Annotated in this window: 5 protein-coding genes and 1 pseudogene; 4 read left to right on the top strand and 2 right to left on the bottom strand. The window is 62.4% G+C overall.

Annotated elements, in window-relative coordinates:
- Window positions 1-148 precede the first annotated feature (148 nt).
- From ACSHSS_RS29720 to ACSHSS_RS29705, 4 genes are all read left to right on the top strand, one after another.
- Window positions 149-2,254, top strand: a complete 2,106-nt coding sequence (locus ACSHSS_RS29720) for a catalase (protein WP_445545930.1) — start codon at window positions 149-151, stop codon at window positions 2,252-2,254.
- A 188-nt stretch (window positions 2,255-2,442) separates the two neighbouring features.
- Window positions 2,443-2,688, top strand: coding sequence for a hypothetical protein (locus ACSHSS_RS29715; RefSeq protein ID WP_445545929.1), 246 nt, complete (start codon window positions 2,443-2,445; stop codon window positions 2,686-2,688).
- A 164-nt stretch (window positions 2,689-2,852) separates the two neighbouring features.
- A complete protein-coding gene (locus ACSHSS_RS29710; protein WP_254212500.1) occupies window positions 2,853-3,053 on the top strand; it encodes a putative zinc-binding metallopeptidase in 201 nt (66 codons plus the stop codon).
- Between the two features lie 54 nt (window positions 3,054-3,107).
- Window positions 3,108-3,329 carry a hypothetical protein gene (locus ACSHSS_RS29705; RefSeq protein ID WP_445545928.1) on the top strand — a complete coding sequence of 74 codons (222 nt, stop codon included), beginning with the start codon at window positions 3,108-3,110 and terminating at the stop codon, window positions 3,327-3,329.
- A gap of 172 nt (window positions 3,330-3,501) precedes the next feature.
- Here ACSHSS_RS29705 and ACSHSS_RS29700 read toward each other — a convergent pair whose 3' ends face one another.
- Window positions 3,502-3,633 carry an MFS transporter small subunit gene (locus ACSHSS_RS29700; protein ID WP_217262967.1) on the bottom strand — a complete coding sequence of 44 codons (132 nt, stop codon included), beginning with the start codon at window positions 3,631-3,633 and terminating at the stop codon, window positions 3,502-3,504.
- 18 nt (window positions 3,634-3,651) lie between these two features.
- Window positions 3,652-4,296: pseudogene (locus tag ACSHSS_RS29695) on the bottom strand (MFS transporter); the annotation flags it as partial.
- Window positions 4,297-4,335: the final 39 nt, after the last annotated feature.

Here is a 4,335-nt window from a genome sequence, read left to right as displayed (position 1 = left end):
TCTCGCCTGCAACTTCGGAAGTTGGTCCATTGATCAGCGTTTCCCTAGTGCATTTGCAGGTGTTTCACAGAAGCCAGGGCATGTATATTCAATCAGCTTTCATCTAAATATGGGTTATTTCAACGACCCGATTCAAGGAGAGCTGCGCATGGCAAAGATAGCCAAGAGTCGATCCGATACACGTTCCAATAAGAACAACGAGAACAGCGATAGCCACTTCGGAACGGGAGACGAATTGCATCAGACGGCCGGCGGCAAACATCCCCCTCTGACTTCCAATCAGGGCGTTCCGGTCTCGGATAATCAGAACTCCCTGCGCGCCACGCCGCGCGGTCCGACATTGCTCGAGGACTTCATCCTCCGCGAAAAGATCACGCATTTCGACCACGAGCGGATTCCCGAGCGCATCGTGCATGCGCGCGGCTCGGCGGCCCACGGCTATTTCGAGCTGACCCGCTCGCTAAGCCGCTACACCACCGCCAAGCTATTTACCGAAACCGACCGGAAGACGCCGGTATTCACGCGCTTCTCCACCGTCGCAGGCGGTGCGGGCTCGATCGATACGCCTCGCGACGTACGCGGTTTCGCGGTCAAGTTTTATACGACGGAAGGCAACTTCGATCTCGTCGGGAACAACATTCCCGTGTTCTTCATCCAGGACGCGATGAAGTTCCCCGACCTCGTTCACGCGGTCAAAATGGAACCGGACCGAGGCTTTCCGCAGGCAGCGAGCGCGCACGATACGTTCTGGGACTTCATCTCGCTGACGCCCGAGTCGATGCACATGATCATGTGGGCGATGTCGGATCGCGCGATCCCGCGCTCGCTTCGCATGATCGAAGGATTCGGCATCCACAGCTTCCGGCTGATCAACGCCAAGGGCGAGTCGACGTTCGTGAAGTTCCATTGGCGTCCGAAGCTCGGACTGCAATCGACCGTGTGGGACGAGGCCGTGAAAATCGCCGGCGCCGATCCGGATTTCCATCGGCGCGACTTGTTCGAGGCGATCCAGCGCGGCGATTATCCGGAATGGGAGCTCGCGGTGCAGTTGTTCACCGAGGAAGACGCCGCCCAATTCCCGTTCGACCATCTCGATCCGACCAAGCTGATTCCGGAAGAACTGGTGCCGCTCACCGTCATCGGGCGCATGGTGCTGGACCGCTGGCCGGACAACTTCTTCGCCGAGACCGAACAGGTCGCGTTCTGCCCGGCCAACATCGTGCCCGGCATCGACTTCAGCAACGATCCGCTGCTACAGGGGCGGCTCTTTTCCTACCTCGACACGCAGCTGTCGCGGCTTGGCTCGCCGAACTTCCATCAGATCCCGATCAACGCGCCGAAGTGCCCGTTCGCGAACCTGCAGCGGGACGGTCACATGCAGGTCCACGTGCCCAAGGGCCGCGTGAACTACGAGCCGAGTTCGCTGATGCCCGACAGTCCGCGCGAAACGCCGAACGGCTTTCGCAGTTTCCCGCAGCAGGCGGACGATGGTGCCAAGGGCCGCGTGCGCGCGGAAAGCTTCGCCGACCACTATAGCCAGGCCCGGTTGTTCTACCGCAGCCAGACTGCGCCGGAGCAGGCGCATCTCGCTTCGGCGCTGGTGTTCGAACTGTCGAAGGTCGAGACCGAGCACGTACGCACGGCCGTGGTGGGTCACCTTCGGCATATCGACGAGAGCCTCGCGAAACGGGTCGCCGCCGGGCTGGGATTGGACGCACTGCCGCCTGCACCGCCCGCCGCCGTGGAGCCGATCGATATGCCGCCGTCGCCCGCGCTGCAACTGATCGGCAAGATGAAGCCCACCCTGCAGGGCCGCTGCGTCGGCATACTGGTCGACGACGGAAGCGACGCCGCGACGCTGGGCGCGCTGCGCAAGGCGGTCGAGGCGGCTGGCGCGGCGGTCAAGATCGTCGCCCCCAAGGTGGGCGGCGCCAAGCTCAGCGACGGTCGTCGAATCGCCGCGGACGGACAACTCGCCGGCACGCCGTCGGTGGTGTTCGACGCCGTGGCGGTACTACTGTCCGCCGCTGCAGCCAAGCAACTGGCAAAAGAGGCGGCAGCCGTCGACTGGGTGCGCGACGCATACGGCCACCTCAAGGCGATCGCCAGCGATGAAGGCGGACAGGCGCTTCTGAACGCCGGCGGCATAGTCGAGGACGCGGGCGTGGTGGCGGCAAGCGACACGCGAGCCTTTCTCGAAGCTGCCGCGACGCGTCAATGGGAGCGCGAACCGAAGCTTCGGCTGCTGGCGTGAGGGCGACGCCGAGGCTTCTTCGGGAGCCTCGGCGTGTGAACGAGATAAAGGGTCCCGTATGGCGGAACCGATATTCGACGCACTACGCGAAAGTCATGAAATCCGGCGCCCGCTAATGCGCCGCTTGTTGCGATCTCAGCCCGGTGCAGCGCGCAGCGCGCTGTTCGAACAGTTGCGCATCGAGCTCGGTGCCCAAAGCGGCCGAGAAGCGCTTCCTGTATGTGCCGATGCTGATGGACGATCGCGGCCTCCCTTCCCGCGATGCGCTCGCGGATCATCACCGGATGGACGAAATTGCACGATCATCTGAAACAAGAGGAAAAGATCTTCTTTCAGAATTCGGGAAGATTCTGCGGGCGTCTGAAAAGGCGGCACTCGCGAAGCACTACCGGAACGACTACCTTCGCATGCATGCGACGCTCGCTGACGCATAGCGGTCGCGCGGCTTCGTCGTGCCGTCGGATGAATGACAACCCTGTTCATTGACGCTGAGCGCGCGCATGCACGCCTCCCATTGCAGCCGATGTTTGCGCGACGCAAACGGCCTCATCACCGTCGAGCTGGCCGAGGCCGATGACGTAAGCGGATCCGCTCCAAGATGCGCGAACCGTATCGCACGCTTCTCGGCCATTTCCGGCATGAGATCAGACCGGACATCCGTCGACGAGGCGAGCGTCCGCGATCTGATGCGATGGAGGGTCGCGTTGACCGGCGCGCTCAGCAGGCTGCGCTGCAGCATCGGAGAACGGGCATGCGGAATGCGTCCCCCGTTCGTGCTGGCGTGTGTGATTCTCGCTAAACACCTGCGCGGCACAGGCTCGCGCATGAAACTTCCTTGTAAGGCGTATTGACGATGAAGATCCTTTCGATTGCAGCAACGAGCGTCGTTCTGATGACCGCATCCTTTTCTGCACCGGCAGCCGGATGTTTGAAAGGCGCGGCAGTCGGCGGCGTCGCGGGCCATGTCGCAGGTCACCACGGTGCGGTGGGCGCGGCGGCAGGCTGCGCGATCGGCCATCATCAAGCAGCGAAAAAGGCCAAGGCAGCGAGCGCGGCATCGGCATCGGGGCAGTGATGCGGTAAGGTCGGGACGTTCGTAAACGCTGTGACCCAAAACTCGAGCGGTCACTGGAATTCCTTTTCGGCGCCACCCGCGCCAAACTCTGGCTTCTTTACCCGGTCGAAGCCAGATTGTGAAATTAGACCCAGCACGCGTGCCGCAGCCGGCACGCGTGCGATTCCTGTCTTTACTCGAACAGCTTCATCGCCGTCGCGAGCGTATTCACGACACCCCACGCAAGCGGAATCAGCACATATAACCAGAACACCGCGAGCAACGCCTTGTTGGTCGGCCGAACGGCAGCAACGGTCTCGTTCATGTTTCGTGTCTCCTCGTTTTATTTGCCGGCGTCGAGCTGCGCGTCGATCATGTGATGGCGTTCGTTCACGCGCGTGACGAACAGGTTGCAGATGAAGCCGATCACGAGCAGCGATGCCATGATGTGCACGGTCATGGTGTATGCGTCGGCCTTCACGACGCCGTGCGCGACTTCATATGCGCGGATGTAGTTGACGAGCACGGGCCCCGCGATGCCGGCCGCGGCCCACGCGGTCAGCAGCCGGCCGTGAATGCCGCCGACGTACGCCGTGCCGAACATGTCGGCGAGATACGCGGGCACGGTCGAAAAACCGCCGCCGTACATCGACAGGGTCAGACAGAACGCGAGCACGAACAGCGCGATCTGACCGGACGACGCGAACAGCGGCGCGCAGAAATACAGCACCGCACCGAACGCGAAGAAGATGAAGTACGTGTTCTTGCGGCCGACCCAATCGGACGCCGACGCCCACACGAAGCGCCCGCCCATGTTGAACAGCGACAGCAGCCCGACGAAGCCGGCGGCGGCCGCCGCGCTCACGGCGCCCTTGAAGCTTTCCTGAATCATCACCGACGCCTGCCCGATGATGCCGATCCCTGCCGTCACGTTCAGGAACAGCACGAGCCAGATCAGGTAGAACTGCGGCGTCTTCAGTGCGTATTCCGGCGAACGTGATCACGCATTTCGGCGGATCGTGATCAT

The sequence above is a fragment of the Burkholderia sp. BC1 genome, assembly GCF_052683555.1.
This window is presented reverse-complemented; position numbering and strand designations above follow the sequence as displayed.